At 71.4% G+C, this 26,802-nt stretch carries 21 protein-coding genes; 12 read left to right on the forward strand and 9 right to left on the reverse strand.

Features of this window, described 5'->3' with window-relative positions; translation table 11 throughout:
• Positions 1-2 precede the first annotated feature (2 nt).
• On the reverse strand, positions 3-2,573 hold the full coding sequence (glgP, locus tag ACWXWW_RS04845) for an alpha-glucan family phosphorylase (RefSeq protein ID WP_455969060.1): 2,571 nt from the start codon (positions 2,571-2,573) through the stop codon (positions 3-5).
• A 226-nt stretch (positions 2,574-2,799) separates the two neighbouring features.
• On the opposite strand from glgP, the gene ACWXWW_RS04850 reads away from it, so the two are divergent.
• The 11 genes from ACWXWW_RS04850 to glgB all read left to right on the forward strand — a co-directional run bounded on the left by ACWXWW_RS04850 (position 2,800) and on the right by glgB (position 16,626).
• On the forward strand, positions 2,800-4,533 hold the full coding sequence (locus tag ACWXWW_RS04850) for a dihydroxyacetone kinase family protein (protein ID WP_455969061.1): 1,734 nt from the start codon (positions 2,800-2,802) through the stop codon (positions 4,531-4,533).
• Between the two features lie 25 nt (positions 4,534-4,558).
• Positions 4,559-5,014 (forward strand): ribose-5-phosphate isomerase, encoded by a 456-nt coding sequence (locus ACWXWW_RS04855; RefSeq protein ID WP_374727757.1) that lies wholly within the window; start codon positions 4,559-4,561, stop codon positions 5,012-5,014.
• A 3-nt stretch (positions 5,015-5,017) separates the two neighbouring features.
• Positions 5,018-5,812, forward strand: a complete 795-nt coding sequence (locus ACWXWW_RS04860; protein ID WP_455969063.1) for a triose-phosphate isomerase family protein — start codon at positions 5,018-5,020, stop codon at positions 5,810-5,812.
• A 19-nt stretch (positions 5,813-5,831) separates the two neighbouring features.
• Positions 5,832-6,542 carry a GntR family transcriptional regulator gene (locus ACWXWW_RS04865; protein ID WP_455969065.1) on the forward strand — a complete coding sequence of 237 codons (711 nt, stop codon included), beginning with the start codon at positions 5,832-5,834 and terminating at the stop codon, positions 6,540-6,542.
• A 154-nt stretch (positions 6,543-6,696) separates the two neighbouring features.
• Entirely contained in the window at positions 6,697-7,653 is a 957-nt protein-coding gene (locus tag ACWXWW_RS04870) for a sugar phosphate isomerase/epimerase family protein (RefSeq protein ID WP_455969067.1), read from the forward strand.
• Positions 7,650-8,627 carry a 3-hydroxyacyl-CoA dehydrogenase family protein gene (locus tag ACWXWW_RS04875; protein WP_324012965.1) on the forward strand — a complete coding sequence of 326 codons (978 nt, stop codon included), beginning with the start codon at positions 7,650-7,652 and terminating at the stop codon, positions 8,625-8,627. The genes ACWXWW_RS04870 and ACWXWW_RS04875 overlap by 4 nt, the downstream gene beginning before the upstream one ends.
• Positions 8,624-9,391 (forward strand): SDR family NAD(P)-dependent oxidoreductase, encoded by a 768-nt coding sequence (locus tag ACWXWW_RS04880; protein ID WP_421074971.1) that lies wholly within the window; start codon positions 8,624-8,626, stop codon positions 9,389-9,391. Before ACWXWW_RS04875 ends, ACWXWW_RS04880 begins: the two co-directional genes overlap by 4 nt.
• A gap of 175 nt (positions 9,392-9,566) precedes the next feature.
• Positions 9,567-10,925, forward strand: a complete 1,359-nt coding sequence (locus ACWXWW_RS04885; RefSeq protein WP_271173409.1) for an MFS transporter — start codon at positions 9,567-9,569, stop codon at positions 10,923-10,925.
• Between the two features lie 25 nt (positions 10,926-10,950).
• Complete coding sequence (locus tag ACWXWW_RS04890) at positions 10,951-12,282, forward strand: four-carbon acid sugar kinase family protein (protein ID WP_455969171.1); 1,332 nt, start codon at positions 10,951-10,953, stop codon at positions 12,280-12,282.
• A 94-nt stretch (positions 12,283-12,376) separates the two neighbouring features.
• Entirely contained in the window at positions 12,377-14,407 is a 2,031-nt protein-coding gene (locus ACWXWW_RS04895; protein WP_455969068.1) for a maltotransferase domain-containing protein, read from the forward strand.
• Positions 14,404-16,626 (forward strand): 1,4-alpha-glucan branching protein GlgB, encoded by a 2,223-nt coding sequence (glgB, locus tag ACWXWW_RS04900; protein WP_455969070.1) that lies wholly within the window; start codon positions 14,404-14,406, stop codon positions 16,624-16,626. Before ACWXWW_RS04895 ends, glgB begins: the two co-directional genes overlap by 4 nt.
• Positions 16,627-16,950: 324 nt before the next feature.
• Here glgB and ACWXWW_RS04905 read toward each other — a convergent pair whose 3' ends face one another.
• The 5 genes from ACWXWW_RS04905 to ACWXWW_RS04925 form a co-directional block, all read right to left on the reverse strand.
• A complete protein-coding gene (locus ACWXWW_RS04905; RefSeq protein ID WP_455969072.1) occupies positions 16,951-18,636 on the reverse strand; it encodes a glycoside hydrolase family 13 protein in 1,686 nt (561 codons plus the stop codon).
• Positions 18,637-18,694: 58 nt separating this feature from the next.
• A complete protein-coding gene (locus tag ACWXWW_RS04910) occupies positions 18,695-20,368 on the reverse strand; it encodes a glycoside hydrolase family 13 protein (RefSeq protein WP_455969074.1) in 1,674 nt (557 codons plus the stop codon).
• Between the two features lie 77 nt (positions 20,369-20,445).
• Positions 20,446-21,345 (reverse strand): carbohydrate ABC transporter permease, encoded by a 900-nt coding sequence (locus ACWXWW_RS04915; RefSeq protein ID WP_455969076.1) that lies wholly within the window; start codon positions 21,343-21,345, stop codon positions 20,446-20,448.
• Complete coding sequence (locus ACWXWW_RS04920) at positions 21,345-22,256, reverse strand: carbohydrate ABC transporter permease (RefSeq protein WP_271173414.1); 912 nt, start codon at positions 22,254-22,256, stop codon at positions 21,345-21,347. The genes ACWXWW_RS04915 and ACWXWW_RS04920 overlap by 1 nt, the downstream gene beginning before the upstream one ends.
• Positions 22,253-23,551 carry an ABC transporter substrate-binding protein gene (locus ACWXWW_RS04925; protein ID WP_455969078.1) on the reverse strand — a complete coding sequence of 433 codons (1,299 nt, stop codon included), beginning with the start codon at positions 23,549-23,551 and terminating at the stop codon, positions 22,253-22,255. The genes ACWXWW_RS04920 and ACWXWW_RS04925 overlap by 4 nt, the downstream gene beginning before the upstream one ends.
• Positions 23,552-23,668: 117 nt before the next feature.
• On the opposite strand from ACWXWW_RS04925, the gene ACWXWW_RS04930 reads away from it, so the two are divergent.
• The gene (locus tag ACWXWW_RS04930) at positions 23,669-24,898 is read left to right on the forward strand and encodes an ROK family protein (protein ID WP_455969079.1); all 1,230 of its coding nucleotides are present in this window, start codon (positions 23,669-23,671) and stop codon (positions 24,896-24,898) included.
• A gap of 87 nt (positions 24,899-24,985) precedes the next feature.
• On the opposite strand, the gene ACWXWW_RS04935 is transcribed toward ACWXWW_RS04930, so the two are convergent.
• From ACWXWW_RS04935 to ACWXWW_RS04945, 3 genes are all read right to left on the reverse strand, one after another.
• Positions 24,986-25,252, reverse strand: a complete 267-nt coding sequence (locus ACWXWW_RS04935; RefSeq protein WP_271173417.1) for a GlsB/YeaQ/YmgE family stress response membrane protein — start codon at positions 25,250-25,252, stop codon at positions 24,986-24,988.
• A 115-nt stretch (positions 25,253-25,367) separates the two neighbouring features.
• The gene (locus ACWXWW_RS04940) at positions 25,368-26,222 is read right to left on the reverse strand and encodes an endo alpha-1,4 polygalactosaminidase (protein ID WP_455969080.1); all 855 of its coding nucleotides are present in this window, start codon (positions 26,220-26,222) and stop codon (positions 25,368-25,370) included.
• On the reverse strand, positions 26,222-26,800 hold the full coding sequence (locus tag ACWXWW_RS04945) for a hypothetical protein (RefSeq protein ID WP_271173419.1): 579 nt from the start codon (positions 26,798-26,800) through the stop codon (positions 26,222-26,224). Before ACWXWW_RS04945 ends, ACWXWW_RS04940 begins: the two co-directional genes overlap by 1 nt.
• Between the last annotated feature and the right edge of the window lie 2 nt (positions 26,801-26,802).

A 26,802-nucleotide genomic window follows, 5' to 3' on the forward strand; every position in this document is an offset into this window, starting at 1 on the left:
CCCTACGCGGTGACGACCAGGCCCAGCTCGGCGACCGAGGCGAGGTGCTCCTCCTGGGGCACGACGCGCACGGTGTACCCGAACGCGCCCGATCGGTCGAGGGTGATCCCGCCCGCGAAGCAGACCCGTCCGCCCTCGTAGCTCTCCACCGGCGAGAGCGCCGTGTACGTCGGGTCCGCGATCTCGTCCTCGCCGACCGCGCGCCCCGAGACGAGCTGCACCGCGACATCCGCCGGCCGAAGGTCGCCCAGCGCGACGAACGCGCGCACCGACAGCTCGCCGCCGACCTCGGCGGCGTCGCCAGGGCCACTCGACTCGACGTGCTCGACGCGCACCGCGTGCCATCCGGCCGCGACGTGCGCCTTCCAGGCCGCGAGGTCGATCGCCGCGGCGAAGCCGTCGTCGAGCGCCCGCCCCGACACTGCGGCCGGCGCGTAGAGCTCGGTGACGTAGTCGCGCACCATGCGGGTCGCGAGCACCTTCGGGGCGAGCGACACGAGCGTGTGCCGCACCATCTCGAGCCAGCGGATGGGCAGGCCGTCGCCGTCGCGGTCGTAGAAGCGCGGCGCGATCTCGCGCTCGACGAGGTCGTAGAGCGCAGCGGCCTCGAGGTCGTCGCGCTTGTCGGGGTCGTCGAGGCCGTCGGCCGACGGGATGGCCCAGCCGTTGTCCCCGTCGAACCACTCGTCCCACCATCCGTCGAGGATCGAGAGATTGAGCCCGCCGTTCAGCGCGGCCTTCATGCCGCTCGTGCCGCAGGCCTCGTAGGGGCGCAGCGGGTTGTTGAGCCAGACGTCGCAGCCGGGGTAGAGCGGCAGGGCCATCGCGATGTCGTAGTTGGGCAGGAACACGATGCGGTGGCGGACCTCGGGGTCGTCGGCGAAGCGCACGAGATCCTGGATGAGCTTCTTGCCGCCGTCGTCGGCGGGGTGCGCCTTGCCCGCGACGACGAGCTGGATGGGCCGCTCGGGGTCGAGAAGGAGGCGCTTGAGCCGCGCGGGGTCGCGGAGCATGAGGGTGAGGCGCTTGTACGAGGGCACGCGCCGCGCGAAGCCGATCGTGAGCACATCCGGATCGAGCGCGTCGTCGATCCAGCCGAGCTCGGCCTCCGCTGCGCCGCGCTTGCGCCACGAGGCGCGCAGCCGATCGCGCGCATCGAGGACGAGCCGCTCGCGCATCGCGCGCTTGAGCTCCCACATGCGACGCGACGGCGCGGTGTCGATCGCCTGCGCGAACTCCGCGGGGTCGCCGTCGGGGTCGGCGCCGAGCTCGGCCACGAGCTGCTGGAACTCGCGAGCCACCCACGTCGGGGCGTGCACGCCGTTCGTGATGGAGGTGATCGGCACCTCCGCCTCGTCGAACGCGGGCCACAGGCCGTGGAACATCTCGCGGCTCACGTGCCCGTGCAGCTGCGAGACGCCGTTCGCGCGCTGCGCGAGGCGGAAGCCCATCACGGCCATGTTGAACACGCCGGGGTCGCCGCCCGGGTAGCTCTCGGCGCCGAGCGCGAGGACCCGGTCGAGCGGCACGCCCGGCGTCGCACCGTCGGATGCGAAGTACTGCTCGATGAGCGTGCGGGGGAAGCGGTCGATGCCCGCGGGCACGGGCGTGTGCGTCGTGAACACGGTCGAGGCGCGGCACACCTCGAGCGCCGCGTCGATGTCGAGGCGCGGGCCCGCGGCGTCGACCGTGAGCTCGCGGATGCGCTCGAGCCCCTGGAACCCGGCATGGCCCTCGTTGGTGTGGTACACCTCGGGCACGGGCGCGCCGGTCAGGCGGCTGTAGGCCCGCAGGGCACGCACGCCGCCGACACCGAGCAGCAGCTCCTGCCGGAGCCGGTGCTCGCTGTTGCCGCCGTACAGGCGGTCGGTGACGGCGACGTGATGATCGGGGGCGCCCTCGACCGCCGTGTCGAGCATGAGCAGCGGCACGCGGCCGACCTTCGCGACCCAGATGCGCGCGACGAGATCGCGGTCGCCGGGCTGGGCGATCGAGATCGTCGCGGGCGTGCCGTCCGGCTCGCGCAGAGCCGTGATCGGCAGCTCGTCGGGGTCGAGCAGCGGGTAGCTCTCCTGCTGCCAGCCCTCGCGCGACAGGGCCTGCGAGAAGTAGCCGTGTCGGTAGAGCAGGCCCACGCCGACGATCGGGACGCCCAGGTCGCTCGCCGCCTTGAGGTGATCGCCCGCGAGGATGCCGAGGCCCCCGGAGTACTGCGGCAGCACCGCCGTGATCCCGAACTCGGGGGAGAAGTACGCGATCGCGCGCGGGCCATCCGCGACCTGGCGCTGGTACCAGCGGTCCTCGGCGAGGTAGCGCTCGAGGCTCGCCTCCGCCTGCCCGAGGCGCGCGAGGAAGCCGTCGTCGCCGGCGAGCTCCTCGAGCCGCTCGCGCGAGACCGATCCGAGCACGTGCACGGGATCGTGGGTCGCGGCCCACGCGTCCGGCGCGACCTCGGCGAAGACATCCTGCGTGGCGGGATGCCAGGACCATCTGAGGTTCCCGGCGAGGCTGCCGAGCGCCGCGATCGGGGCGGGGAGGACGGGGCGAACGGTGAAGCGACGGATGGCGCGCATGCGCACACGGTAGTGCATGGACGTAGCCATGTCAGCACAAGGGGGTTGACACGAGGTGTCGGAGCGTGCGGGACCGTGAGCCCCTCCGCACACATTCTGCGGGGCGAAGGGCGCCCCTGCGGGCGAGCCCATGTGCGGTGGTCGAGAGCAGCGCTGGATGATGTGGAAAATATCCTATAGGATCGTGCTCGACCACGGATGACGACGTCCACGAGGAGGCGGCGCGATGACGCGACTGTTCAACGACCCTGCGGCGTTCGCCGACGAGATGACGGAGGGCTTCGCCGATGCGGCCGCGCGCTGGGTGCAGCGCGTGCCGGGCGGCGTGGTCCGCGCCACGGCGGCCGATGAGCCGACCGTCGCGCTCGTCGTCGGCGGCGGCAGCGGTCACTATCCGGCCTTCGGCGGCCTGGTCGGGCCCGGCCTGGCGCACGGAGCGGCCATGGGCAACCTGTTCGCCTCGCCCTCGGCGCAGCAGGTGTACTCGGTGGCCAAGGCCGCCGATCAGGGCCGCGGCGTCCTGCTGTCGTACGGCAACTACGCCGGCGACGTGCTGCACTTCACGCAGGCGCAGGACCGCCTGAACGCCGAGGGGCACGACGTGCGCACGGTGCTCGTGACCGACGACGTCTGGAGCGCCCCGGCCGATCAGCAGGAGAAGCGCCGCGGCATCGCCGGCGACCTCGTCGTGTTCAAGATCGCGGGTGCCGCGGCCGAGGCCGGCATGGACCTCGACGACGTCGAGCGCCTCGCCCGGCACGCCAACGCCCGCACGCGCTCGTTCGGCGTCGCGTTCGGCGGGTGCACGATGCCGGGGGCCGACGCCCCGCTCTTCGAGGTGCCGAAGGGGCGGATGGCCGTGGGCCTCGGCATCCACGGCGAGCCCGGGATCGACGAGGTGGACATCCCGACGGCCGAGGGCCTGGCCGGGATGTTCGTCGCGAAGCTGCTCGAGGAGCTGCCCGACGGCGTGACCGTCGCCGGCTCGCGCGTGGTGCCGCTGCTGAACGGCCTCGGAAGCGTGAAGAGCGAGGAGCTCTTCGTTGTCTACCGCACCGTGCACCGCCTGCTCGACGAGGCGGGCGCGACCGTGGTCGAACCCGAGGTCGGCGAGCTCTGCACGAGCTTCGACATGGCGGGCTGCTCGCTGACCCTGCTGTGGCTGGACGACGAGCTCGAGCGCCTGTGGGCGGCGCCCGCCGACAGCCACGGGTACCGGAAGGGAGCGGTCGCTCCGCAGCGTCGCGTCGAGGTCCACGTCGACGAGGAGGATGCGCAGCTGCCGATCGGCCCCGCGTCCGAGGCCTCGCGGGCCCTGGGCGACGTGATCGCGAGCGCCCTCGCCGATGTCGCGCAGGCCCTGGACGACGCCGCCGACGAGCTCGGCCGCATCGATCGGGTGGCCGGCGACGGCGACCACGGCATCGGCATGCAGCGCGGGTCGCATGCTGCTCGCGACGCCGGTCACCGCGCGAGCGAGGCCGGCGCCGGCGCCCAGACGGTGCTCGCGCATGCCGCCGAGGCCTGGAGCGACAAGGCGGGCGGGACCTCGGGGGCGATCTGGGCCGAGATCCTGAAGACCGTCGGCACGGCCCTGACCGACGACGAGGCCGTCACCGCGCAGCGGGTCGCCGACGGCGTGCGCGCCGCGAGTGACGCCGTGCGGGCGTTCGGCAAGGCCGAGGTGGGTGACAAGACGATGGTCGACGCCATCGTGCCCTTCGCCGAGACGCTGAGCGCCGAGGTCGCCGCCGGCCGCCGCCTCGGCGACGCATGGGCCGCCGCGACCGACGCCGCCGAGGCGGCTGCCCGGTCGACCGCCGACCTCGTCGCGACGCTGGGCCGCGCTCGCTCGCACGGCGAGAAGTCGATCGGCACGCCCGACCCGGGCGCGGTGTCGTTCGCGCTCGTCTGCCGCACCGTCCACCGCGCCTTCGTCGACGCACCCGCGACGACGTGATCCCCACGAGACCGAAGGAGTGACCATGGCCCTGCGCCTCATCGTCGGCTGCGACGACGCCGGCTACCAGTACAAGGAGATCCTCAAGGGAGACCTCGAGGCGAGCGACCTCGTCGAGAGCGTCGCCGACGTCGGCGTCGACGCCGACGGGCACACGTCCTACCCCCGGATCGCGATCGAGGCGGCCGAGCGCATCGCGCGCGGCGAAGCCGACCGGGCCATCCTGATCTGCGGCACGGGGCTCGGTGTCGCGATCGCCGCCAACAAGGTCAAGGGCATCCGCGCCGTGACCGCGCACGACTCGTTCTCGGTCGAGCGCTCGATCCTGTCGAACAACGCGCAGGTGCTCTGCATGGGCCAGCGCGTGGTGGGCATCGAGCTGGCGCGCCGTCTCGCCGCGGAGTGGCTGACGTACACGTTCGACCCGTCCAGCGCGTCGAACGACAAGGTCAACGACATCTGCGCGTACGAGGGCGACTGAACGGTGGCGCGCTTCGTCGTCGGCGCGAGCCTGAAGGCCTACTTCGGGCGCGAGCGCACGATGGCCTGGGCCCGCGCCGTGGATGAGCTGAGCAGAGCGCATCCCGCCGTGCGCTCGGGGGCGGTCGAGCCGTTCGCGATCCCGGGGTTCCTGTCGATCGCGGAGGTCGCGGCGGTCGCCGCCGACGGGCCGCTGCGCGTCGGCGCGCAGGACGCGCACTGGGACGACGGCGCGTTCACAGGGGAGGTGTCGCCGCGGCAGCTCGCCGAGTTCGGGGTGAGCCTCGTCGAGGTCGGCCATGCCGAGCGGCGTCGCCACTTCGGCGAGACCGACGAGACCGTCGCGCGGAAGACGGACGCCATCCTCGCCGCGGGGATGACGCCGCTCGTGTGCGTCGGTGAGGAGAGCGAGGGGGCACCGCAGGATGCGGCGCGTGCGGCCGTGCGGCAGCTCCAGGCGTCGCTCGCCCCCGCGCTCGCCGCAGGACGCGACGGGCGGGTGCTCGTGGCATACGAGCCGGTCTGGGCGATCGGAGCGCCGGAGCCGGCGCCCGACGAGCACATCCGCGTCGTGTGCGCGGAGCTGCGCGCGGCGCTGCGGGCGATGGGGATGGCCGTCGATTCGGCCGTCCTCTACGGCGGCAGCGCCGGGCCGGGGCTGCTCTCGCGCATCGGCGCGGCCGTCGACGGGCTCTTCCTCGGTCGCTTCGCACATGATCCCGAGGCGTTCGGCCGTATTCTCGACGAAGCGGGATCCCTCGCCCAGAGCGACGGGGTCCGGCGGCCGGGAACGGAGTGAGCACCGAGGAGGAGCACGCGTGAGCAGTCTGCCGCTGGGACGCGTCGTCGAGATCGAGCGGCGCGGTCTGCGAGACCGTGTCTACGATCTGATCCTCGAGATGCTGCTGACCGGCGAGGTCGAGCCGGGTGCGCGCCTGTCGATCGACTCGATGGCCCGCCTTCTCGACGTGTCGCCGACGCCCGTGCGGGAGGCGATGGTCCAGCTGGAGCGCACCGGCCTCGTGACCCGCGAGGCGCTGCGCGGCTACCGCGTGGCTCCTCCGCTCGCGCCCGAGGAGCTCGAGCAGCTGTTCGACGCGCGCCTGGTCATCGAGACGGCTGCCGCTGGCGGCGCCGTCAGGGGAGGCGCTGCCGCGGTGACCGCGCTGCGCGCAGCGCACGGGGGGCACGTCGACGCGGCCGAGGCGGTCATCGCCGCCCACGACGACGCGGGCGTGCCGCTCGAGGTGACGAAGGCCTATTTCGCCGCGGACGGCGAGTTCCACCGGCAGCTGTTCCTCGCGAACGGGAATCACTACCTGCTGGAGATGCACGACGGGCTCGGCGCCCTGACGCATCGGATGCGCCAGGCCGTCATGGGCGGGCCCGACGACGTCCGCGAGGCGGTCGCCGAGCACGAGACGATCCTCGACGCGGTCGAGCGCGGCGACGCCGAGGCGGCCGTCGCCTGCATGCGCGCGCACCTCGAGAAGGTGCGGGCGCGCTCCCTGCGCGACACCGACCGCTGATCCCGCGCGCACGGTCGCGCAGCCGCCGCGTCTGACGGCGGGGTCTCCGCTGATCCCTCGGATCCTCGGATCCGGCCTTGACGCGTCCTAGCAAAGATCCTATAGGATCGATGATGCGCCGCCGATGGCGCAAGAACGCAACGGAGCACACCACATGGCGACTGCATACGAGTACACCCGCGAGGGATGGCCGATCGCGACCTGCCTGCACGGATTCCCCACGGTGGGGCGCGACGGCACGGCCCTGCACGACGCGGCCCCCGAGGTGTGGGACGACATGTTCGAGCAGATCGAGGAGGTCGGCTTCGACCTCGCCGAGCTCGCCGACAGCCACGTGCGCCCCGCCGATCTCGAGCCGAGCCGCCGCGACGAGCTCCTCGCGATCGCCCGATCGCACGGCGTGCGCATCCCCAGCGTGCACCTGCAGCGCCGGAGCGTGATCTGGCCGGGGCGCGAGGACGAGAACCTCGCGTACGCACACCGCACGATCGATGCCGCGGCCGAGTGGGGCATGGACGTCTTCTCGACCGGTCTCCACCAGCCCTTCAGCGAGGCCCAGCGGAACGCGCTGTGGTTCTGGACCGCGCAGGGTCCGAAGGACCCGGATGACCCGGAGGTCTGGAAGGCGGCCGTGTCGCGTCTGCGGGAGCTGGGCCGGCACGCGGCAGAGGTCGGCCTGCAGATGTCGCTCGAGATGTACGAGGACACCTACGTCGGCACAGCCGACAGCGCCGTCCGGCTCATCGAGGACATCGGCCTCGACAACGTCGGCATCAATCCCGACATCGCGAACCTCATCCGCCTGCATCGCCCGATCGAGGACTGGCGCGAGATGTTCGCCAAGACCCTGCCGTACACGAACTACTGGCACGTCAAGAACTACACGCGCGACGAGGCGGGCGACGGATCGTGGGCCACGTCGGTCCCGACGAGCATGGAGCTCGGCCTCATCAACTACCGCCAGGTCGTGCGCGAGGCCATCAACGAGATCGGCTTCCGCGGCATCTTCCTCATGGAGCAGTACGGCGGCGACTCGCTCGGCGTCTGCGCCACGAACGCGCGATACCTCCGCACCCTCATCCCCCGCAACATCAAGGAGCGTCAGCAGTGACCACCATCGCCATCGTCGGATCGGGCTACATGGGCGGCGGCATCGCCCAGGTGCTCGCGCTCGCCGGCTACGACGTCCGCATCGCCGACGTCTCGGCGGAGATCGCCGCCGCCAACCTCGAGCGCCTCCTCACCGAGGCCGGGCAGTTCGTCGCAGACGGACTGTTCCCGGCGGACGCCGTCGAGCGGATCCAGGCGCGCCTCACAGCCGCCGCATCCATCGAGGAGGCCGTGGCGGGCGCCGACCTCATCGAGGAGGCCGTGCCCGAGAAGATCGAGATCAAGCACGCCACCCTGTCCCGCATCTCCGCCGCAGCCCGGCCCGACGCCGTCATTGGATCCAACACGTCGACGATCCTGATCGCGTCGCTCGCGACCGCCGTGGAGCATCCCGAGCGCTTCCTCGGGGTGCACTTCTCGAACCCCGCTCCGTTCATCCCGGGTGTCGAGATCATCCCCCACGAGGGCACCGACGAGGCCATCCTGCCGTTCGTCGAGGAGGTCGTGCGGGCCACGGGCAAGCAGACCGCGCGCGTGAAGGACTCGACGGGCTTCGTGCTCAACCGCCTTCAGTACGCGCTGTTCGCCGAGGCGTCGCAGCTCGTCGAGGAGGGCGTCGCGTCGGCCTCCGACGTCGACACGATCGTGCGCACGACGTTCGGCTTCCGCCTTCCGTTCTTCGGCCCGTTCGCGATCGCCGACATGGCCGGGCTCGACGTCTACGCCTTCTGCTACGAGTCGCTGCAGACCCGGTGGCCCGAGCGCTTCGCCACCCCGGCCGCCCTGCAGGAGCTCGTCGACGCCGGCAAGCTCGGCACGAAGTCGGGCGGGGGATTCCTCGACGTCCCCGCCGAGCGCACGCCCGAGCTGGTGGCCTACCGCAACAGGGCGTACGTCGCGATGCAGAAGCTGCTCGACGAGCTGGGCCCCGCCCCGATCGAGCCCGCGGCGCAGGCCTCGGAGGTCGTCCGATGAGCGCGTTCCCGGCAGAGCGCACCGTGATCCTGACCGGCGCGGCGTCGCCGCGCGGCATCGGCCGGGCCACGGCGCACTACCTCGCCGAGCGGGGCTGGAGCATCGGCATCATCGACCTCGACGAGGCGGCCGCGCAGGGCGTCGCCGACGAGATCGCCGAGCAGCACGGCGTCACAGCCGCGGGAGCCGGGGCCGACGTCGCCGACGAGGTGCAGGTGCGCGCCGCCTTCGATGCGCTCGAGCCGCGGCTGCCGACGCTCGTCGCGCTCGTGAACCTCGCGGGCGTCTCGTCGCCGGATCCGTACCTCGAGGTCACGCCCGAGGAGTGGAACCGCGTCATCGCGATCAACCTCAACGGCGTGCACTACGCCACACGGCGGGCCGCGGAGACGATGACCGCGAACGGGCTCGGCCGCATCGTGAGCATGTCGTCGATCTCGGCACAGCGCGGCGGCGGCACGTTCTCGAAGACCGCGTACTCCGCGGCCAAGGCCGGGGTCATCGGCTTCACCCGATCGGTCGCGCGCGAGCTCGGGCGTCTCGGCGTGACCGTGAACGCGATCGCTCCTGGCCCCATCGACACCGACATCATGGGCGGCACCCTCACCGAGGAGCGGAAGACGGCCATGGCCGCCGACGGCGTGCTGCCCCGCATCGGCTCCCCTCGCGACATCGCCGCGGGCGTCGCCTACCTGATCAGCGAAGACGCCGGCTATGTGACGGGCCAGACCCTGAACATCGACGGCGGCACCTACATGCACTGAGGAGTCCTCCATGACCACCGGCAGCTGGAGCAAGTCCCGCCTGGCGTTCCTCGCCCTCGGCATCGTCCTCGTCGGCATCGGGATCTGGCAGATCCTCGCGGTCTGACCCGCACCGACGACCTCGACCCGACACCCCCCAACCCGTCCGTAGCCATGCTCGAAGGAGAGTCCATCTATGGCTGACACCGCCACCCTGAGGACGGAGCCGCTCGCCAGCGCCGTCCGCAAGGCGACCCGGCACCTCATGCCGATGCTCGTCATCCTGTACTTCGTCGCGTTCCTCGACCGCACCAACGTCGGCTTCGCCGAGGCCGCGCTGCAGACCGACCGCGGCATCTCCGCGGGAGCGTTCGCGCTCGGCGCCGGCATCTTCTTCATCGGCTACGCGATCTTCGAGATCCCGTCGAACCTCGCGCTCAAGAGGTTCGGCGCCCGATGGTGGCTCGCGCGGATCGCGATCACGTGGGGCCTCGTCGCGGCGGCGTTCGCGTTCACGACGAACGACACGATGTTCATCATCCTGCGGTTCCTGCTCGGCGTCACCGAGGCCGGGCTCTTCCCCGGCGTCATCATGTTCCTGGCCGAGTGGTTCCCGAACAAGGTGCGCGTGCGCATGTTCGCGATCTTCTACCTCGCTCAGCCGTTCTCGCAGATGCTCGGCGCTCCGCTCTCCGGCGGCCTGATCAGCTTCGGCGACCAGTACACGCCGTGGGCGGGCTGGCAGGTGATGTTCTTCAGCGAGGGCATGCTCGCGGTCATCGCCGGTGTGGCGGCGATCTTCCTGCTCATCGACACGCCGCAGAAGGCCAAGTGGCTGAACGACGACGAGAAGCGCGCCCTCATCGACGTGATGGCGCGTGAGGACGCTGTGCGCCAGGAGGACGGCCCGACCGGCATCTGGCGCGCGATGGCCAACTGGAAGGTCTGGTACTTCACGGTCATCTACTTCTGCCTGCAGATCGCGGTGTACGGCACCACCTTCTACCTGCCGCAGCAGGTGGCCGGGCTCCTGGGCCAGGACGTCGGATGGCAGGTCGGCCTCGTCACGGCGATCCCGTGGCTCGTGGGCCTGTTCGCCTGCTACTACTTCGGCAACAAGGCCGACACGGTGAGGCGCCGTCGCAACTGGGGCGCCACGTTCTACGTCCTCACGGGGGCGTTCATCGTCGGATCCGCGTGGGCGGGGGCGACGGACCAGCCGCTCCTCGGCATCCTCTTCATCACCGTCGCGGTCGCGAGCTTCCTCTCGGTGGGCCCGATCACGTGGTCCTTCCCGACGGCGTTCCTCACCGGCACCGCGGCCGCGGCCGGCATCGGCCTCATCAACTCCCTCGGCAACCTCGGCGGCTTCGTCGCCCCGCTCATGCGCACGGCCTTCAACGAGGCGATGCCGACCGAGAGCGGCGCCTGGGGCGTGGTCTCGCTCGGGGTGTTCGCGTTCCTCGCGGCCGCCATGATGCTCGGCACGCGCTTCTTCCGCGCGAAGGCCGACGACCTGCTCGACGACGCGCCCGCGCAGACCCCGGCCCACTGAGGAGGACCCCACGCCCCGCCCTGTCATCGTCCTCGACGACGACCCCACCGGCACGCAGACGATCCGCGGCGTCCCCGTCCTGACGCGGACGGACCCCGACGATCTGCGGTGGGCGTTCGATCAGGGCGGGGAGGGGTTCTTCATCCTCACCAACACCCGCAGCCTCGGACCCGCCGAGGCCGCGGAGCGCGTGGCCGGCGTGGCCGCCGCCGTTCGCGGAGTCGCGGCCGAGCTCGGCGTCGATCCCGTGTTCATGGCGCGCGGCGACTCGACCCTGCGCGGGCACTTCCCGCTCGAGACCGACGTGCTCGCGGCCTCCGAGCCGCGGCCCGTCAACGCCGTGCTGCTCGTCCCCGCCTACATCGACGCCGGGCGCATCACGGTCGACGGCGTGCACCTCGTCGTCGGCTCCGACGGCACGCGCACGCCCGTCGGCGAGACCGAGTTCGCGCGCGACGCGACGTTCGGCTTCCGCGAGTCGGCGCTGCCGCGCTGGGTCGAGGAGCAGACGGGCGGGCGCGTGCGCGCATCCGACGTCGCGCAGATCCGCCTGTCCGACATCCGCGAGGGCGGGCCGGATCGCGTGCGCACCATCCTCGACGAGGCGCGGGACGGGCGGGTCGTGGCCGTCGACGCCGAGCACGACGACGACCTGCGCGTCGTGGCGGAGGCGGTGCAGCGCGCGGAGGCGGACGGCCGGAGGCTCGTCTACCGGTCGGGGCCGTCCTTCGTGCGGGCGCGGCTCGGCCAGCGCGCGAGCAGCCCCGTGGCGGACCACGAGCTCGCGGCGCCCGAGGGCGGCGCACCAGGCGGGCTCGTGGTGGTCGGATCGCACGTCGCGATGACGACCCGCCAGCTCGAACGGCTGGTCGCGAACCGCGAGCTGCCGATCGTCGAGCTCGACGCGGCGCGCCCGTCGGACGCCGCGCACCGGCGCGCCCTCGCCGACGCGATCGTCGCGGCGCTCGAGCGCGGCACGGTCGTCTTCCGGACGAGCCGCGCCCTGCGGCGCGGCGACGACGCCGAGGGCAGCCTCGCGATCGCCCGCGAGGTGAGCGCCGCGGTCGTCGACGTCGTGCGCGAGGTGCTCGAGCGCCGGCAGCCCGCCTTCCTCGTCGCGAAGGGAGGCATCACGTCGTCCGACGTCGCGACCGAGGCGCTCGGGATGAGCCGCGCCGAGGTCGTGGGCACGGTGCTGCCCGGCATCGTCTCCGTGTGGCGCCCCGTCGACGGCCGCGCGCCGGGGCTGCCGTACGTCGTGTTCGCCGGCAACGTCGGCGGCGACGACGGCCTCGTGCGCGTCGTCGGCCGCCTCGAGCAGGCGGCCGCGCGGACCGGCCGCCGCTCCGCGGGCTGAGCGGCGCACTCTACCGTGTCGACCGAACGCGGTCGGGAACTCTCCGGACACCGTCGACACGCGCGGGAACGCGGGTAGTCGCCGGGTGCTCCGGATGGCTAGGTTGGGTGCCATGGTCGGACGCATTCCCGTGATCGACGTCCATCCGCTCATCGAGGGCGGCGAGCTGCCGGCGAAGGCGACTCGGGGCGAGCCCCTTCCCGTGCGCGCGACGGTCTTCCGCGAAGGCCATGACCGTCTCGGCGCCGAGGTGGTGCTGATCGATCCGGATGGCGCCCGGCGCCCGCCGGTGCGCATGCGCGAGATCGCGAAGGGCACCGACCGCTACGAGGCGTGGGTCACCCCCGACGTCGAGGGCGCGTGGACCTTCGAGGTGCACGGATGGTCCGACCCGCTCGCGACGTGGGAGCACGCGGCGAGCGTGAAGATCGCCGCCGGCGTCGACGTCGACCTCATGTTCCTGGAGGGGCGGCTGCTGCTCGAGCGCATCGACGCGGCGGCGCTGTCGGCCGCCGAGCGCGAGGTGCTGCAGGGCGCGCTCGAGGCCGCGACGGATGCGTCGCGGCCGGCGGAGGCGCGGATGGCCCAGCTCGCGAGCGAGGAGGTGCTCGCGCTGTTCCGCGCCCATCCGCTTCGCGACCTGATGACGGTCGCGGGGCCCTACCCGCTGTACGCCGACCGTCCGCGCGCGCTGTTCGGCAGCTGGTATGAGTTCTTCCCCCGCTCCGAGGGCGCGAAGGTCGACAGGAAGACCGGCAAGGTCGTCAGCGGCACGTTCAAGACCGCGGCCAAGCGCCTTCCCGCGGTGGCCGCGATGGGCTTCGACGTGCTGTACCTGCCGCCCATCCATCCGATCGGCGAGATCAACCGCAAGGGGCCGAACAACACGCTCACGCCCGGGCCGGACGACGTCGGATCGCCCTGGGCGATCGGCTCGAAGGACGGCGGGCACGACGCCATCCACCCCGATCTCGGGACCTTCGCGGACTTCGACGCGTTCGTGAAGAAGGCGAACAAGCTCGGCCTCGAGGTCGCGCTCGACCTCGCGCTCCAGGCCGCCCCCGACCATCCGTGGGTGAAGGAGCATCCGGAGTTCTTCACGACGCGGGCCGACGGGTCGATCGCGTACGCGGAGAACCCGCCCAAGAAGTACCAGGACATCTACCCGATCAACTTCGACAACGACTTCGACGGCATCTACGCCGAGGTGCTGCGCGTCGTCCGGCTGTGGATGAGCCACGGCGTGCGGATCTTCCGCGTGGACAACCCGCACACGAAGACCGTGCAGTTCTGGGAGAAGCTCCTCGGCGAGATCCGCCGCACCGACCCCGACGTGCTCTTCCTCTCGGAGGCGTTCACGCGCCCCGCGATGATGCACACGCTCGGCGCGGTCGGGTTCCATCAGTCGTACACGTACTTCACGTGGCGCACGGCGAAGGGCGAGATCGAGGACTACCTGCGCGAGGTCGCGACCGAGAGCGACCACCTCATGCGGCCGAACTTCTTCGTGAACACCCCCGACATCCTCCACGGGTTCCTCCAGTACGGCGGGCCCGCGGCGTTCCGACTGCGGGCGGCGCTCGCCGCGACGGGCTCGCCCTCGTGGGGCGTGTACGCGGGCTACGAGCTCTTCGAGCACGTCGCGGTCAAGCCCGGCAGCGAGGAGTACCTCGACAGCGAGAAGTACCAGATCCGCATCCGCGACTGGGAGGGCGCGGAGCGCGAGGGGCGCACGCTCGCGCCGTACCTCACGCGGCTCAACGAGATCCGTCGGGCGCACCCCGCCCTCCAGCAGCTGCGCAGCCTCGTCATCCACTGGACGGACGATGACCACGTGATCTGCTTCTCGAAGTCCGATCGCCAGGGCGACACGGTCATCGTCGTCATCAACCTCGATCCGCACGGGACGCGCGAGACGATGGTCCACCTCGACCTCGCGGCGGCCGGCCTCCCCGAGACGTTCGCCGTCCGCGACGAGATCACCGGCAGCGAGTGGACGTGGGGGCGCGACGCGTACGTGCGGCTCGACCCCGGCCACGAGGTGGCCCACATCCTCGCCGTGCGCGACCCGCACGCCGAGCCGGCGCCGAGCCCCGCCGCCGACATCCCGAGGGGAGCGTCATGACCGCGTCATCGCCATCCGTCCTGCCCATCGATCCGGCGATCCTCGCGCAGATCGCCCACGGCGAGCACGGCGATCCGCACGCCGTCCTCGGGCCGCACCCGCACGACGGCGGCGTCACGGTCCGGGTGCTGAAGCCGCTCGCGAAGTCGGTCACGGTGCGCTATCGCCTGCCCGCGCCGACACGCAAGAACCCCGACGGATGGGCGGCGGTCGACCTCGCGCACGAGCACGAGGGCGTCTGGGCCGGGGTGCTGCCCGTGGCCGACGTCCCGGCGTATCGGCTCGAGGTCGCCTACGAGGGGTCGGAGCCGATCGAGTGCGACGACCCGTACCGGTTCCTGCCGACGCTCGGCGAGGTCGACCTCCACCTCATCGGCGAGGGGCGGCACGAGCAGCTGTGGACCGTGCTCGGCGCGCACGTGCACCGCTACGACGGCCTCGGCGTCGCGCCCGACGTCACCGGCACGGCGTTCGCGGTCTGGGCGCCGCGCGCCCGCGCCGTGCGGCTCAAGGCCGACTTCAACAGCTGGGATGGCCGCGAGCACCCGATGCGCCAGCTCGGCAGCTCGGGCATCTGGGAGCTGTTCGTGCCGGACGTCGGCAGCGGCACGACCTACAAGTACGTCATCCTCGGCGCCGACGGCGTGTGGCGCGAGAAGGCCGACCCGATGGCCGCATGGGCCGAGGTGCCGCCGCAGACCGCGTCGCGTGTGTTCGACTCGGCGTACGAGTGGGGCGACGACGAGTGGATGGCGGCGCGCGCGTCGCGCGGCCAGGTCGACGCGCCGATGTCGATCTACGAGATGCACCTCGCCTCCTGGCGCCGCGACCGGTCGTACGCGCAGCTGGCCGACGAGCTCGTGCCGTACCTCTCCGACCTCGGTTTCACGCACGTCGAGCTCATGCCGGTCATGCAGCATCCGTTCGGCGGATCGTGGGGCTACCACGTGACGGGCTACTACGCGCCCGACAGCCGGTTCGGCGATCCCGACGGCCTGCGCCTGCTCATCGACCGCCTGCACCAGGCGGGCATCGGGGTCATCCTCGACTGGGTGCCCGGCCACTTCGCGACCGACCCCTGGGCGCTCGTCCAGTTCGACGGCGCACCGCTCTACGAGGACCCGAACCCCCAGCGCGGATGGCACAAGGAGTGGGGATCGCACATCTTCGACTTCGGGCGCCGCGAGGTGCGGAACTTCCTCTACGGCAACGCGCTGTACTGGCTCGAGGAGTTCCACGCCGACGGGCTCCGGGTCGACGGCGTCGCATCGATGCTCTACCTCGACTACGCGCGCGAGCCGGGGGAGTGGACCCCGAACATCCACGGCGGCCACGAGAACCTCGAGGCCGTGCAGTTCCTGCAGGAGCTGAACGCGACCGCCTACAAGCGCGTGCCGGGCATCTCGATGATCGCCGAGGAGTCGACCGCGTGGCCCGGCGTCACGCAGCCGACGAGCGCGGGCGGCCTCGGATTCGGCTTCAAGTGGAACATGGGATGGATGCACGACACGCTGCAGTACCTGCAGCGCGACCCCATCCACCGTGCGTACCACCACGGCGAGATGACCTTCTCGCTGGTCTACGCGTGGAGCGAGAACTACGTCCTGCCGCTGTCGCACGACGAGGTCGTGCACGGCAAGGGCTCGCTGCTGCGCAAGATGCCCGGCGACCGCTGGCGTCAGCTCGCGACGCTGCGCGCGTACTACGCGTTCATGTGGGCCCACCCCGGCAAGCAGATGCTCTTCATGGGCTCGGAGTTCGGCCAGGAGGCGGAGTGGGCCGAGTCGCGCGAGCTCGACTGGTGGCTGCTCGACCACCCCGAGCACCGAGGCCTGCGTGACGCGCTCCGCGACATCAATGCGCGGTACCGCGAGTCGCCCGCGATCTGGCGATCCGACGCCGACCCCGGCTCGTTCGCGTGGGTCGAGGCCGACGATGCGGCGGGGAACGTGTTCGCGTTCGTGCGCCGCAGCGGGGACGACGAGATCCTCTCGGCGACGAACTTCGCGGCCATGCCGCACCACGGCTACCGCCTCGGCTTCCCGGGTGACGGGGAGTGGGAGGAGTGCCTCAACACCGACGCCGAGGCGTACGGCGGCTCTGGCGTGGGCAACCTCGGCGCGGTCACGGCGGTCGCCGGCGAGCACAAGGGATGGCCCGCGCACGCGGAGGTCGTGCTGCCGCCGCTGTCGACGGTGTGGTTCCGGCGCAAGCGCTGACGCGGGGTCGGCCGGGGTGGGCCCGGTGGGGTGGGCGTGTCTCGGTTGCCGTGGGTTTGGGCGGGGTATTCCGGCGTGGCGTGAGACATCGTGTGCCCGGTGGGGTGGGCGTGTCTCAACCGCGGTGGGTATGGGCGGGGTATTCCCGCGTGTCGTGAGACATGGTGTGCCCGGCGGGGTGGGCGTGTCTCAACCGCGGTGGGTATGGGCGGGGTATTCCCGCGTGTCGTGAGACATGGTGTGCCCGCGGCCACGCAAGCGTGTCTCACTCGTCGCGGGTATCCGGAGGCGGAACCCGCGACGAGTGAGACACGTGGGGCGGCGTCAGCCGCGCTGGAGCCAGACGGTCGTCGCGCCGGGGAGCTCGTCGCCCTCGAGCGGCCAGCTCGAGAGGAGCACCTCGCCCTCAGGCAGCGGAACCGGGGTGTCGCCGAAGTTCGTGACGCTCGTCCAGCCGCCCGGGCGCGAGAACGCCAGCACGTCGCCCGTGGTGAGCTTCTCATCCCACGTCAGCGCCTCCGCCGCCTGGAGCTCGTGCCGCAGGCGGAGCGCCTCGCGGTAGAGGTTCAGCGTCGACGCGGGGTCGTCGTCCTGCGCCTCGACCGAGACCTCGGCGAACCAGGCCGGCTGGGGCAGGTGCGCGCCGTTCGGGCCGAAGCCGAACGACGAGCCGCTCGTCGTCCAGGGCAGCGGCACGCGGCATCCGTCGCGGCCCACCTCGACGCCCTTGTTACGGAAGAACGACGGGTCCTGCCGCGCCTCGTCGGGGATGTCGCCGACCTCGTGCAGACCCAGCTCCTCGCCCTGATACAGGTACGCCGAGCCGGGAAGCGCGAACTCGAGCAGCGTCGCCGCGCGTGCACGGCGCACGCCGAGCTCGCGGTCGAGCTCCTCCTCGGGGGCGCCGCGGAGCAGCCAGTCCTTGCTGGGGATGGCCATGATCTCCGACGTCTCGACCTTCTCGGTCGGCGTCGGCAGGCCGTAGCGGGTCGCGTGCCGGACGACGTCGTGGTTCGAGAACACCCACGTCGTCGACGAGCCCGACGCCGCCGACAGGGCGAGATTCTCGGCGATGATCGTCCGGAACTGCGCGGCGTCGAAGTCGGCCTGCAGCAGGTCGAAGTTGAACGCCTGGCCGAGTCCCTCGGCGCTCGCGTACCGCGGGCGGCGCGACGTCTCGACCCATGCCTCCGCGACGGCGATGCGCGGCGGGTCGTACTCGTCGAAGACCTTCCGCCAGTCGGCGTAGATGTCGTGCACCTCGTCGCGGTCCCACAGGGGGTGCTGACCGGGCTCGGTGATCGCCTTCATCTCCTCCTTGGAGGGCAGCTCATCGGGGAGGTGCTTGGCGAGGCCGTGCGCGACGTCGACGCGGAACCCGTCGACGCCCCGGTCGGCCCAGAAGCGCAGCGTCGCGCGGAAGTCGGCGCGGACCTCCTCGTTGTCCCAGTTGAGGTCGGGCTGCTCCTTCGCGAAGAGGTGCAGGTACCACTGCCCGTCCTCGACGCGCGTCCACGACGGGCCGCCGAAGATGCTCTCCCAGTCGGCGGGCGGCAGCTCGCCGTTCTCGCCGCGTCCGTCGCGGAAGATGTAGCGGTCGCGCGCGGGCGACCCCTTGGGCGAGCGCAGCGCCTCCTGGAACCACGCGTGGCGGTCGGAGGAGTGGTTCGGGACGAGGTCGACGATGAGGCGGATGCCCGCGGCATGGAGCTCGCGGACCATCTCGTCGAACTCCTCGAGGGTCCCGATCTTCGGGTCGACGTCGCGGTAGTCGTCGACGTCGTAGCCGCCGTCGGCGAGGGCCGACGGATAGAACGGGCTGAGCCACACCGCATCGATCCCGAGGGCGCGCAGGTACGGGATGCGCGAGATGATGCCGCGCAGGTCGCCGATGCCGTCGCCGTTCGCGTCCGCGAAGGAGCGGGGGTAGATCTGGTACACGGCGGCCTGGCGCCACCAGTCGGCCTCGCCGAGGAGGGTGGGTTCGGATGTCGCGGTGAGCGTGGTCAAGGGATGTCTCTCCTCAATGCGGTGCGGATCGCGGGTCGTGCGGTGTGCGGATGGCGGGTCATGCGCGGGTCAGCCAGGCTGTCGCCGCGCCGGGGAGGAGGTCGCCGTCGAGCGGTGCGCTCGCGAGGACGACCTTCCCGTCGGGAAGGGCGACGGGAGCGTCGCCGAAGTTGGTCACGCTCACCCACCCGCCGGGGCGGGAGAAGGCGAGCACATCGTCTCGTCCGAGCTCATCGTGCCATGCGAGCGTCTCGTCCGACTGGAGCTCGCGGCGCAGTCTCAGGGCCGCGCGGTACAGGCTGAGGGTCGAGGCGGGATCGCCCTCCTGCGCCTCGACGGAGACGTCGCCGAACCAGGCCGGCTGCGGCAGATGCGCGCCGTCGGAGCCGAACCCGAACGATGAGCCCGAGCGTGCCCAGGGGAGCGGCACGCGGCATCCGTCGCGCCCGAGCCCGTCGTAGCTCCAGGCCGGCTGTCCGACGGACCGGTGGTACGCGGGATCCTGCCGCTGCTCGGCGGGGATCTCGCCGACCTCGTGCAGACCGAGCTCCTCGCCCTGATAGAGGTACGCGCTGCCGGGGAGGGCGAGCAGGAAGAGCGTGGCGGCGCGCGCTCGACGCAACCCGAGCGCGAGGTCGACGCCATCGGCGGGCGCGCCCGCGAGCATCCACTCGACGCCCTGCTTCACGCGGCGTCCGTTCAGCGGAGGCAGGCCGTAGCGCGTCGCGTGGCGCGTCACGTCGTGGTTCGAGAGGACCCACGTCGACGACGAGCCCGTGGCCGCGGACTGCGCGAGGTTGTCGGCGACGATGCGGCGGAACGCGCCGGCGTCGAAGTCGGCCGTGAGCAGATCGAAGTTGAACGCCTGGCCGAGGCCGGCGGGGGAGGCGTAGCGCGCGCGGCGAGCGGGGGAGTCGACCCACGCCTCGGCGACCGCCGTGCGCGGCGGGTCGTACTCGTCGAAGACCGCGCGCCACTGCGCGTAGACCTCGTGCACCTCGTCGCGGTCGAGCAGCGGATGGCGTCCGGAATCGCGGTCGAGGGCGTCGAGCTCCGCCTGCGAGGGCAGCGGGTCGGCGAGCTCCTTCACGAGCAGGTGCGCGACGTCGATGCGGAAGCCGTCGACACCGCGATCCGACCAGAAGCGCAGCGTCGTGAGGAAGTCCTCGCGCACCTCCGCGTTGTCCCAGTTGAAGTCGGGCTGCTCCCTCGCGAACGTGTGGAGGTACCACTGGCCGTCGCCGACCGGCTCCCATGCGGATCCGCCGAACACCGACGGCCAGTCGGCGGGCGGGAGCTCGCCGTTCTCGCCGAGACCGTCGCGGAAGATGTAGCGGTCGCGCGCAGGCGAGCCCTTCGGCGCGGTCAGGGCCTCGCGGAACCACGTGTGCTGGTCGGACGAGTGGTTCGGCACGATGTCGACGACGACGCGGATGCCGGCCTCGTGCAGCGCGGCGACCATCTCGTCGAACTCGGCGAGCGTGCCGATGCGCGGGTCGACGTCGCGGTAGTCGGCCACGTCGTATCCGCCGTCGGCGAGCGCCGACGGATAGAACGGGCTCAGCCACACGGCGTCGACCCCGAGCGCGCGGAGATACGGCACGCGCGAGACGATGCCGCGGAGGTCGCCGATCCCGTCGCCGTTCGCGTCGGCGAACGACCGCGGGTAGATCTGGTAGACGGCGGCCTGGCGCCACCAGTCGGCGCCGGCGGGCGCGATCTGCTCTGACATGACGTGGGATCCCCCCTGGGAGCAAGGGGCGGATGAGCGGGCGCGGCCCGCTCATCCGCCCGTGGACGGTTCGGCGCTCAGCCCTTGACGGCGCCCTGCGTGACGCCCTCCATGACCCAGCGCTGCGCGAACAGGTAGGCGATGATCGCGGGCGCCATCGCCATGAGGTACGACGCGAACGCGACGTTGTAGTTGCTGCTGAACTGCGTCTGGAACAGGTTCTGGCGCACCGGCAGCGTCTGCAGGTTCGCGTCGGAGATGATGAGCGACGGCATCATGAAGTCGTTCCACGCGTAGAGGAACGCGAAGATGCCGACCGTGGCGCTCATCGGGGCGAGGAGCGGGAAGATGAGCTTCCAGAACGTCTGCCACGTCGAGGCGCCGTCGATGCGCGCGCTCTCCTCGAGCTCGAGCGGGATCGATCGCAGGAACGCGGTGAACAGCAGCACGCTGAAGCTCAGCTGGAACATCGTCGCGAGCAGGATGACCCCGAGCGGGTTGTCGAGGCCGACCCGGCCCGTGAGCTGGATCTGCGGGAGGGCGACGACGGGGAACGGGATGAACATGGCCGCGAGCAGGTAGAAGAACGACCAGCGGAACAGCTTGCGGTCCCAGTTGCGGACGATCGCGTAGGACGCGAACGCCGCGAGGATGATCGTCGCGACGACGGTGCCCGCGGTCACGATGAGCGACATCGCGAAGCCGACCGGGAACTTCGTGAGCTGCCAGGCGTCGATGAACCCCTGGATGCTGAACGGCATCGGCAGCGAGAACGCGTTGCCGTCGACCGCCTGCGAGCTCGTCTTGAACGCCATCGAGACGGTGACGTAGAGGGGCAGGAGCACGGTGATCGCGCACAGGAACAGGATGACGGTGGCCGACCAGTTCACGCGCTCCATGCGGAAGCGCGGGGCCTTGCCGGCGGCGCTCGTGACGATGGCTCTCGTGCTGCCGGTGGGGGCGGTGTACGTGGACATCAGAGTGCGCTCCTTCCGCGCGTCACCGACAGCTGCAGGACGGCGATGATGACGGTGATGATGAAGAACAGCGTCGCTGTCGCCATCTGGTAGGCGTAGTCGCCCGTCTGGAAGCCGCGGATGATCGTCATCGCGATCGTGCGGGTGGAGGTGCCGGGGCCGCCGTTCGTGAGGCCGACCACGATGTCGTACGAGTTCAGGAAGTTCTTGAAGCCGAGGATGACGTTGATGACGACGTAGCCCGCGACGAGGGGGAGCGTGATCCGCAGCAGCTGCTGCGGCTTGGACGCGCCGTCGATGTCGGCGGCCTCGTAGACCTCGCCGGGGATCGACAGGAGCCCCGCGATGTAGATGAGGAGCGTGCCGGGGATCGACTGCCACGCGGTCACGATGACGATGCCGAGCCAGGCGAGGTCGGGGTTCGCGAGGATGCTCTCCTCGAGGAACGGGATGCCGAGCGCGGCGCCGGCGCCGGGCAGCGAGTTCTGGAACAGGAACTGGAAGACGTACGCGATGATGATGCCCGACACGACCATCGGGATGACGAAGATCGCGCGGAGCCCCATCTTGAAGCGGATGCGCGCCGTGAGTCCCACCGCGAGGAGGAACGCGATCACGTTCACGACGACGACCGTCACGAGCGAGAACCCGAAGGTGAACAGGAAGCTCGAGAGGATGGCCGGGTCGCTGAAGGCCGCGATGTAGTTGGTGAAGCCGATGAACTTCCAGTCGCCGAGCCCGATGGAGTCGGTGAAGCTGAAGACGATGCCGATGACGCCGGGAAGCGTGATCGCGAGCGTGAACAGCAGCAGCGACGGCAGCAGGAAGAGGTAGTAGATCGGCTCGACCCGCTTGCGGCTGCGGCGCACGCGGCGGTCGCCGCCGGTCACGATCGTCGTGGTGGTGCTCATTCTGCCGTCTCCTCGGTCGAGACCGCCGGCTGGCGGAAGGCGAGGCGGGCCCAGTCGGCGTCCATGGTCTGCAGGACCGAGGAGGCGTCGGCACCGAGGACGAGCGACTGCGCGTAGTTCTCGGTCGGGATGGCCCGCGGGTTGAGGACGCCGGGGCCCTGGTAGACCGCGCCCTCGTTGTAGTAGCCGATCATCCCCTCGACGCGGGGGTCGCTCGGGTCGTCGCCGGTCGTCGTCGGCACGAAGCCGAGCTGCGACTCGTTGTACTCCTGGATGAGCTCGGGCTGGAAGAGGTGCTCGAGGAACGCGAACGCGCCCTCCTTGTTCTCCGCCTCCTCGGGGATCATCGTGACGAGGTCCATGTTGACGCGCACCTTGAGGTCGGCCGGGTCCTCGGTCATCGGGAGCGGGAAGGTGCCCAGCTCGAGGTCGGGGTTCGTCTTCGCGATCTCGCTGAAGGCCCACGGCCCCTGCAGGTACATCGCGCCCTCGCCGTTCGCGAAGGCGACATTGCCCGCGTCGTAGCCGCGGCTGCTCGCGTTCGGCTGCGTGTAGGTGCTCGCGAGGAGCTGCATCTTCTCGATCGGCTCGAGGAAGTCCTTCTGGAAGGACACCGGCGAATCCGGGCCGACGTCGGTGCCCTGCGCGGCGAGCTGGTCGTAGAAGTCGAGCACGTCGAGGGATCCGCCGATCGCGTAGTCGAACCATCCCTGGTTCGCCGTCCAGGCATCCGCGAACGTCGCGTAGAACGGCGCGACGCCCGCGGCCTGCAGGGTGTCGCAGACCTCGATGAGCTCGCTCCACGTCTGCGGGACATCGAGGTCGTGCTCCGCGAAGATCTCCTTGTTGTAGATGACCGATGCGGCCATCACCGAGTACGGGAGCGCGGTCGTGCGGCCCTCGCAGACGCCGTACTGGTCGAGGAGGGGCTGCATCTCGGGGCGGATGTCGGCGGCCGCCTCGGTCTCGGACAGGTCCGTGAGCGCGCAGCGCTGCACGAAGCGCGCGACCTCCTGATTGTAGTTCGCGAGCATGAGGTCGGGCGGATTGCCGCGGACGAAGCTCGCGGCGATGACGTCGGGGCCCGACGTGTCCATGACCACCTCGTACTCGTCCTGTGACGCGTTGAACTCGTCGACCACCTCGGTCATGAACGAGATCGCCTCGCGCTTGCTGAACGTGAAGTGGACGGTCTCCCGTCCGCCGGCGGAGCAGCCGGCGAGCAGCGACGCGGTCACGGCGACGCCGATCCCGGCCGCGGCGACCCTCGTCGCTCTTCTCAGTCCCAAAGACATCGTCGTCCTCTCCTGCGTCTCGATTTATTCAGCGAGTAAATCTAGACTGCGAATATAACGGGGACACTCTCTCACCGCCAGTCGGGCGGCGTCAAGACCCCCAGTAAGGTCGAGGACATGGCTCACGGCACGGCGAACTCGCCCCAGGTGCTGCGCCGGATGAACTCCGGCGCGGTGGTGCGCTTCGCCCTGCGCGTCGCGGAGTTCACGGCGGCCGAGGTGATGGCGGAGACATCGCTCACCCGCGCGACGGTGCTCGGCGTGTGCGACGACCTCGTCGAGGCCGGATGGCTCGTCGAGCTCGAGGACAGCCGGGCCGCCGGCCTGACGAGCAAGGGGCGCCCGGCGCGGCGCTACCGTCTGCGCGACGAGGCGGGGGTCGTCGCCGGCATCGACGCGGGCGAGCACCGCTTCACCGCCATCGTCGCCGACCTCCGCGGGAAGGTGCTCGGCGAGGTCGGCGCCGACGCGCCCGCCGTCGATCGCCGCCCCGGTACCGCGGCCGAGCGCAGTCGCGCCGAGGCGGCGGACGAGCGCCGCGCGCTCGCCGTGCGCCTGCTCGACGAGGCCCTCGCGGCGGCGGGGGCCCGGCGTGACGATCTGCTCGTCGTCGTCGTCGGCGTTCCGGCGCCCGTCGACGCCGACGGGCGCTCGCCCGCGGGAGATCGGGACTACTGGAAGATGATGAACCCGGGCTTCGCGGACGCGATCCCCGGCCCGTCCGTGGTCGTCGAGAACGACGCCAACCTCGCGGCGGTCGCCGAGCAGAGCCAGGACGGGCAGGCCCACACGGCGAACGTCGCGACGCTGCTCTCGGGGGAGCGCCTCGGCGCGGGCGTCATCGTCGACGGCCGGCTGCTGCGCGGAGCGCGCGGCGGAGCGGGCGAGATGCGCTTCCTCGACATCGTGGAGGGAGCGGGGAGCCCCGACGGCGTCGGCGCGCTCGCCCGGATGTGGGCGCAGGACGCCGTGGCGCACGGGGAGCGGAGCGCCCTGGCCGAGCTCCCCGTCGACGAGATCACGGCGCGCGACGTCTTCCGCGCGGCCGCCGACGGCGACGCGCTCGCCGCGGCCATCCTCGATCGGCTCGGCGACCGCATCGCGCGGGTCGCGCTCGTCCTCGCGAGTCTCCTCGACATCGAGCGGATCGTCATCGCCGGCGCGATCGCGGAGGCGGTCGAGCCGGTCCTCGCGCGTGCGCGGACGGTGCTCGCGGAGGAGTTCTACCCGCCCGTGCCCGAGCTCGTCGCGAGCACGCTGGGTCGCGACATCGTCGTCCGAGGCGCGGTCGAGTCGGCTCGCGCCCGCATCCGCGAGGAGCCGCTCGCCTTCGAGCCGCGCCGCTGACACGGCGATGGCCGGCGCATCCCCCGACGCGCCGGCCACCTGTGCCGCTCGATTCCCGGCACGCTCACATGCCGTGCACGCTCACACTCAGTTCGTCTTGCGTCGACCCGTGATGAGTCCCCAGATGAGGAGGACGATGATCGCTCCGCCGATCGCGAGCAGCCAGCTGCCGAGATCCCAGAACTGGTCGACACCCACTCCGAAGAGGGCCGTTCCGATCCATCCGCCGAGCAAGGCTCCGACCACGCCGAGGATGAGGGTGGCGATCCAGCCGCCGCCCTGGTTGCCCGGCAGGATGGCCTTCGCGATGGCTCCGGCGATGAGGCCGAGGATGAGGAATGCGATGAAGCCCATGACTGCTCCCTTCTCAAAGCGGTGCGCGGATGTGCGCCGCTGATGCAAACCTAGGGGCGACGGCGGCAGCGGCGCATGGGCTTGACAGCGATGACTCGGCGGCGGTAACCGGGCCTCAGCAGTGCGCGAACACGTGCGCGGGGTCGCCGCGCGGGGTCGCGTCGCGGTCGCGGAGGGTGATCGGATGGTCGCCCGAGCGACGGGCGCACGCCCATTCGAACGCGGTCCGCGTGATGCCGTCGCGCTCGACGGCGCCCGTGTCGTCGTACTCGATCTCGAGGACGCGGCCCGGGTAGCGGTAGTCGGCGCACTCGTCGTGGAGCTCGCACTCCTCGGCGACGGCGAAGTCGAAGCCGAGCTCGGGGCCGGACGCCCCGAGCTCGGCGGTGTTCTTCTGCGCGACAGCCAGCCCGAGCCGGTGCGCGAGGGGGATGACCTCCGCCATGTAGGCGAGTGCGTGGTCGAGGGTCTGCAGCCCGTGCGAGCGCTCGTGCTGATCGAGGTTGTCGGGCTCCACGGCGTCGTACCCGTCGTCGGCGCACCCGCGCAGCCACGCCGACTGGATGGCGAGCAGCGCCTCGCGCGTGGCGGCGGTCCGGATGTCGAACAGGGCCTCGTTCCACTCCTCGTCGACCACGAGGGTGCCGTCCGCGTCGCGCAGCAGCAGCTCGGGGTGGACCGCGTCCCACCACGCGGTCGTGCCCTCGAGGGCGGGGTCGGGCCCCGACGCGGGGTCCGGCTGGGTCTGGAAGAGGTTGACGTAGCAGACGCCGTAGGCCCCGGCCGCGGGCGCCTCGGTGCGGTCGCGCACGACGATCGTCACCTCCGGGGCGGGCGCGTACGCGCCGCCGAGCTGGTAGTCGAGCACGCCGTCCGGAGGGGGAAGGCGGATGCCGTCGTCGGCCGCCGCGCATCCCGCGACGAGCGCGGCGGCCGCGAGCAGCGCGGCGGCTCCGCCGGTCCGCCGCATCAGGCGGGCGGGAGCCGGAGGATGTTCGACTCGCCGACCTCGAGGTCGTCCGAGAGGCGGATGGTCCGGGCGAGGTCCTCGATCGCCGGCAGCAGCGTGCGGAAGCGCTCGCGGTCGGGCGAGGCCGCCTGCAGCGTGACGAGCTGCGTGCCGGTGTCCCACGTGTAGGTCGCCGAGAGGAGGGAGCGCTCGCCCTGCGGCATGTCGATGACGAGCTTCTCGCCCTGCCCGAGGAACGGCGACCGGAAGTCCTCGGTGTCGTCGTACTCGATCGGCATCATGGCGCGGGCGGTCCGCAGCTGCGCCGTGAGCTCCTGGACCTGGGCGATCGCGACGAGGAGCTCGGGGTCGTCCTTCCAGACCCACGCGAGGATCCGGCCATCCGATCGGCGCATCATCGCGCGCGCCGCGCGATTGGCGATCCACGCGAGGAATCCCGACCCGGGAGCGCCCTGCGGGAGGCCGGCGCTCCCGAGGAGCATGCGGATGGCCGCCTTCCGGTGGCGGCCGCCGCGGAGTCCGCGCCCGGTCACGGGCACCCAGCGGGTCGAGTCGGCGTCGGCGAGCAGGCGCGTCATGG

It is taken from the genome of Microbacterium sp. KNMS (assembly GCF_053851835.1).